The 5488-nt window shown below is 47.0% G+C and carries 4 protein-coding genes; 1 reads left to right on the top strand and 3 read right to left on the bottom strand.

Annotated features, from left to right (window positions below; all coding sequences use genetic code 11):
* The first annotated feature begins 97 nt into the window (after nucleotides 1–97).
* On the top strand, nucleotides 98–301 hold the full coding sequence (locus tag K5Q99_RS21180; protein ID WP_220778047.1) for a DUF2061 domain-containing protein: 204 nt from the start codon (nucleotides 98–100) through the stop codon (nucleotides 299–301).
* Between the two features lie 108 nt (nucleotides 302–409).
* On the opposite strand, the gene glmS is transcribed toward K5Q99_RS21180, so the two are convergent.
* The 3 genes from glmS to K5Q99_RS21165 all read right to left on the bottom strand — a co-directional run bounded on the left by glmS (nucleotide 410) and on the right by K5Q99_RS21165 (nucleotide 5378).
* Nucleotides 410–2239: a glutamine--fructose-6-phosphate transaminase (isomerizing) gene (glmS, locus tag K5Q99_RS21175; RefSeq protein WP_012588967.1), complete on the bottom strand. Its 1830-nt coding sequence runs from the start codon at nucleotides 2237–2239 to the stop codon at nucleotides 410–412.
* 50 nt (nucleotides 2240–2289) lie between these two features.
* Nucleotides 2290–3060 (bottom strand): DeoR/GlpR family DNA-binding transcription regulator, encoded by a 771-nt coding sequence (locus K5Q99_RS21170; protein ID WP_106648800.1) that lies wholly within the window; start codon nucleotides 3058–3060, stop codon nucleotides 2290–2292.
* Between the two features lie 203 nt (nucleotides 3061–3263).
* On the bottom strand, nucleotides 3264–5378 hold the full coding sequence (locus tag K5Q99_RS21165; RefSeq protein ID WP_220778046.1) for a TonB-dependent siderophore receptor: 2115 nt from the start codon (nucleotides 5376–5378) through the stop codon (nucleotides 3264–3266).
* Between the last annotated feature and the right edge of the window lie 110 nt (nucleotides 5379–5488).

Raw genomic sequence — 5488 nt, 5'->3', positions numbered from 1 at the left:
AACCGTTTAAACTAATCTGAAAACACGGCTTTTAATTTTAATGAGAATTGTTATCATCTAGATATTCCCGCTGGAAGCCCATTTAGAGGACAAGATCATGACTAAGACACTTACTTTTGCCGTACTGCATTTTAGCGTCGCTTTTACCGTAACCTATTTATTAACCGGCAGTGTGATCGTCGGCGGCGCAGTGGCCTTAGTAGAACCCGCGATTAACACTGTGGTGTTTTACTTCCACGACAAAGTATGGAAACGCATTGAGGCAAGAAAGCAGCACGAGCTAGATGCCATTCCAGCATAGAAAGCTAAGCCACCAGCATTTGCGATTGCCGTAAGCTAATCGTCGTTTTGTCGTGAATCTAAATGAAAAAACCGCCAATAAAGGCGGTTTTTATTTAAATACTTATTTTTATTCTACTGTTACAGATTTTGCTAAGTTGCGTGGTTGATCCACGTCGGTACCTTTGATCAACGCAACATGGTACGACAATAGCTGTAGCGGAATAGTGTAGATCAGCGGCGCCATAAAGATATCGCAGTGTGGCACAGGGATCACTTTCATCGTGTCGTCGGACTCGAACTCGGCATCCACATCGGCAAACACATACATTAAGCCGCCACGGGCACGCACTTCTTCTACGTTCGATTTCAGTTTTTCGAGCAATTCATTGTTTGGCGCAACGACGATAACAGGCATATCGGCATCGATAAGCGCTAATGGGCCGTGTTTTAATTCGCCAGAGGCATAGGCCTCAGCATGAATGTAAGAAATCTCTTTCAGCTTTAGCGCGCCTTCCATCGCAATCGGGTATTGATCGCCACGGCCAAGGAATAACGCATGGTGTTTATCGGCAAAATCTTCCGCCAATTCAGCAATCGCAGCATCTAGCCCTAAAGCTTGTTCCACTTTAGCTGGCATAGATTGTAGGCTTTGAGTGATGTCGGCCTGCATTTGCTCAGACATACCATTGTGGCGACCGATCACCGCAGTCAACATTAACAAGCCAGCAAGCTGTACTGTGAAAGCTTTAGTGGATGCCACGCCAATCTCAGCGCCCGCTTTCATCATGTAAGCCATGTCAGATTCGCGAACCAGTGATGAACCAGGTGCATTACAAATCGTCAATGTGGCTTTGTAACCCATTTCTTTCGCTAAGCGCATGGCCGCTAAAGTATCTGCAGTTTCACCAGATTGTGAAATCGTCACCAACAGGCTATTTGGGAATAAGTGCGACTTGCGGTAACGGAACTCAGAGGCAATTTCGACGTTACACGATACGCCAGCCCAATCTTCTAACCAGTAACGCGCCGCCATGCCCGCATGGTAGCTAGTACCACAGGCGATGATTTGCACGTGTTTGATATCTTTTAAGAACTCAGCCGCGTTATCACCAAAGGCAGTATCTAATACTTGCTTGTTTGCGATACGGCCTTCGATAGTGCGCGTCAGTGCCAATGGCTGCTCGTAAATCTCTTTAAGCATATAGTGGCGATATTCGCCCTTATCACCGGCATCGTGGGTAATTTCAGATTCTTTGACTTCGCGCTCAACGGCATTACCGTTTAAGTCGAAAATGCTCACGCTGCGACGGGTTACTTCGGCCACATCACCTTCTTCTAAGAAGGCGAATGAACGAGTTACAGGTAAGAGTGCCAGTTGATCTGAGGCGACAAAGTTTTCACCTAGACCAAAACCAATCACTAAAGGACTACCAGATCGAGCAACAACCAAGCGCTCGCTATCGCGGCGGTCGATAACAACAGTGCCATAGGCGCCTTCGAGTTGTTTAACTGTGGCTTGCACGGCAGAAAGCAAATTGCTGTTAGTTTTCAGCTCATGGTGTACTAAGTGACAAATCACTTCAGTATCGGTATCTGAGCTAAATTTATAGCCTAAACCTTTTAGCATCTCGCGCAGTTTATTGTGGTTTTCGATAATGCCGTTGTGCACCACCGCGATATCACCTTCCGATAAATGCGGGTGAGCATTACGCTCACTCGGTTCACCGTGGGTCGCCCAGCGAGTGTGCGCGATACCGGTTCCGCCCGCTAATGGGTCAGTTTCAAGCGCTGCTGAAAGCTCTTGTACTTTGCCAACGCGGCGCGTTCGATTGAGTTCACCATTGTGAATAACGGCAACGCCTGCGGAGTCATATCCGCGATATTCTAAGCGGCGTAAGCCTTCTACTAGAATTTCAGCCACATCCCTTTGCGCCACAGCGCCTACGATTCCACACATAGTCTTTACCTATAAATTAAAAATGAAGTTGTTAAGCTTTTTTGCGCTCACTATTGAGCGTATGGCGCTAGCATGACTCGCACGCCCTGATCTGAAATTTTTTTTAGCGCGCTCTCGTCGATACGGGAGTCGGTAACCAGCACACTCACCTTGGCCCACGGCAACTCTAAGTTAGGGATCCGCTTGCCGATTTTGTCTGAATCCACCATAACGATCACTTCACGGGACACTTCGGCCATGACTTTGCTTAGGCCAGTTAACTCGTTAAAGGTGGTAGTGCCGCGTTCAAGATCGATACCATCGGCACCGATAAATAGTTGATCGAAGTTATATGAGCGCAATACTTGCTCGGCGACTTGGCCTTGAAAGGATTCAGAATGCGGGTCCCAAGTTCCACCTGTCATCAATAAGGTTGGCTCGTTTTCGAGTTCATGGATGGCATTAGCAAGGTGCAATGCATTGGTCATGACCACCAGCCCGCGCTTATCGTTCAGCTGTTCAATCAAGCCAGAAGTCGTAGTGCCGCTATCGATAATGATGCGATTGTGATCTTTGATCAGCTGCGCGGCGGTTTTCGCAATAGACAGTTTATTAGGGGCTATTTTGGCCGAAAACTGTTGAGTCACTTCGTCGGGAATAGCCACGGCGCCACCGTAACGGCGCAGCAGCAGGCCTGTTTTCTCAAGCGCAGCCAGATCTTTGCGAATCGTCACTTCTGAGGTTTCAAAACGTAACGACAGTTCATCAACACTCACTTCACCCAGTTCGTTCAATATGGTGATTATGCAGTGGCGACGCTGCTGTGTGTTTCGTTTGTTCATAAAACCTTTCACATAAGTTTCGATTCGAAAGCAGCATTATAGTGAAACGAAACTTTTTTGCTAGTATTCGAAAGGTTTTTTTAGCGTGAGAGTGATGGAATGGATGAGTTTTTAAAATTAACCTAATGAAAAGCAATAAAAAAACAGTTCACCTATCGATGAACTGCTTTAAGGGAGCTAAAACTTAAGCTTAGAAAGTGAAGTTAGAACTTAGCTTCAAGCGCCACGCTGAAGTTACGATCTTGGCCGATAGTAACCATCTGATTGTTACCACCGTCTAAGTATTCAGTATCAAATAAGTTTCTCACGTTTGCTCGGATACCGAACTCATTACCGCTGATATTGAAGGTGTAAGCCGCCCCCATATCAAAGCGGACATAACCATCTTTAGTGATAGTATTTTGAGTATTGGCAAAACGCTCACCTACGTATACCGCACCAAAATTAAGCGCCAATTCATCAGTCACTTGATAACGGCTCCAAATGTTAGCAGACCATTCTGGCGCATCGATAGGTGTTTTGCCATTGAGGGCATCAGCAGTCTTGTAGCCAGCATCCAGATACATCATAGAAGAAGTCACAAACCAGCTGTCACTTATCTGCCCTTGAGCACCTAGTTCAAATCCTTTGTGGTGCTGTATGCCATCCTGGCGGGTAACCTGGGTAATGCTCTTTTTACCCGGTACGTCGATTGGCGTATCCAATTGATGCCTCACGATGCGGTTATCGATTTCAATGTCGAACACAGCACCTGTAAGCAATAGGCCACCGTTCATTAGCTCCCACTTGGCACCGAGTTCATATTGAGTACCGTACTCGGGATCAAGCTCTTGGTTGTTATTCAGGTCGGCTTCGTCGTTTACCTTGCCCTGGGGCACAAAACTCTTGGAGTAATTGGCATAAAGACTGAGATCCTGCTGTGGCTGCCAGATCACCCCAAATTTGGGTGATACTGCATTATCATTGCCAGATTCTTCTTTTTGCTCATCAAAGCGAACGCCTGCAAGCAGCTTCCACTGGTCGTTCAGGCTGATAAGGTCCTGCAGGTACACACCGTAGAATTCATACTCGCTGTTACTCCAGCTGGTATCTGTGGTGTAAGAAATATCAGGGCGGGGCGCAGCCACGCCAGGCATCACGGTTTGACTACTACCGGAGGTGCGCAGCTGAGCATAGCCATAATCCAGCTTATTGGCGCCTAGCAGCAGTTGGTGTTCCATTCCCGCGCGTTCAAACTCACCGCTCAAGTCTACATAGGCGCTCTTATGGCTCCAGTCATCGAAACGGTCGAAGGGGTTGATTTGATAGCCTTTGTCCATCGCGTTGACATTGTAGCGAGGCGCCGAATCGAAACGCTGACGGTTGAATTGCTGATCGTTGTAACCGAGTTTCAGGTTCCAGTTGTCGCTGATTTGCCAAGCAATATCAGCACCGATATTAGTGATAGTGTTATCGGTAAAGGCCCAGGGCATGTCCCAGATTTGCTCGCGACCACCAATCAGGTTGCCGTCTTTGTCGAGCCATCCTCCCACATCGATGCCAGTCTTGTCTTCAGTACGATCATAACGCAAGGAAAGCAGCACATCGTCGGTTACATCGTAATCCAGCGCTACGAAACCGAGCCAACGGTCGCGCTCCTGCTGCTCGGCCTGTTCGCCCGGCAGTGGCGAATAGCTGCGCCAGTATTTTGTATCTTGTTTTACGCCAACAGCACGATATCTCAAGGTTTCAGCCTCATTGATAGCGCCACCTGCATCAAGTTGAAAGCGAGTTGAACCCTGCTCATCGGTATCAAAACCCAGTTCAAACAAACGGTCATAGGTCGGCTTTTTGGTAACCATATTGACCAAACCACCAGGCCCAGATTGACCATAAAGCATGGAAGAAGGCCCCTTAAGCACTTCGACCTGGCTTAAAATTTCAATCGGTAATACGTAGTGAGCAAAAAGCTGGTGGCCATTAGCCAAGTAGCCTGAGCCTGAATCAAGTTCAAAACCACGTAAAGAGAAGACTTGGCGGTTCCAACGCTGAGTACCCGCAGTGATAGAAGAATCGTTTACCAATACTTCCGCAAGGTTTGTTGCTAATTGCTCATCGGTAACAAAATCTGGGATCACATTGACGGACTGCGGGGTATCCATTAAGTCAATATCACCACGCATAGCGCCCGATGCGCTACCGACTTTATAGTCGTTAAAAGTACGGCCGATTACATTAATACGTTCTATGTTTGCATCGTTTGGCGCTTCAGCAATAACAGGCATCGCCATTAATGCTGACCCTACGGCCAAACCCACAACTGAATATTTAAATACCATTGCCAACACCTCAAATAGACCTTTCGTCTTAGAATTGCAGGCAATATAAATGAGAAGTGTTTTTATTTAAACATCTTTACACGAATTTACAGTTAGCTGTGATATAGATC

It is taken from the genome of Shewanella hafniensis (assembly GCF_019655335.1).
GTDB classification, from domain to species: domain Bacteria; phylum Pseudomonadota; class Gammaproteobacteria; order Enterobacterales; family Shewanellaceae; genus Shewanella; species Shewanella hafniensis.
The sequence above is the reverse complement of the archived record's forward strand: the minus strand, read 5'-3'. Positions and strand labels throughout refer to the sequence as shown.

Excerpts from the sequence above, each read along its gene's own strand:
- K5Q99_RS21180 (WP_220778047.1), top strand. The coding sequence starts at position 98 with ATGACTAAGACACTTACTTTTGCCGTACTGCATTTTAGCGTCGCTTTT.
- K5Q99_RS21170 (WP_106648800.1), bottom strand. The coding sequence starts at position 3,060 with ATGAACAAACGAAACACACAGCAGCGTCGCCACTGCATAATCACCATA.
- K5Q99_RS21165 (WP_220778046.1), bottom strand. The coding sequence starts at position 5,378 with ATGGTATTTAAATATTCAGTTGTGGGTTTGGCCGTAGGGTCAGCATTA.
- glmS (WP_012588967.1), bottom strand. The coding sequence starts at position 2,239 with ATGTGTGGAATCGTAGGCGCTGTGGCGCAAAGGGATGTGGCTGAAATT.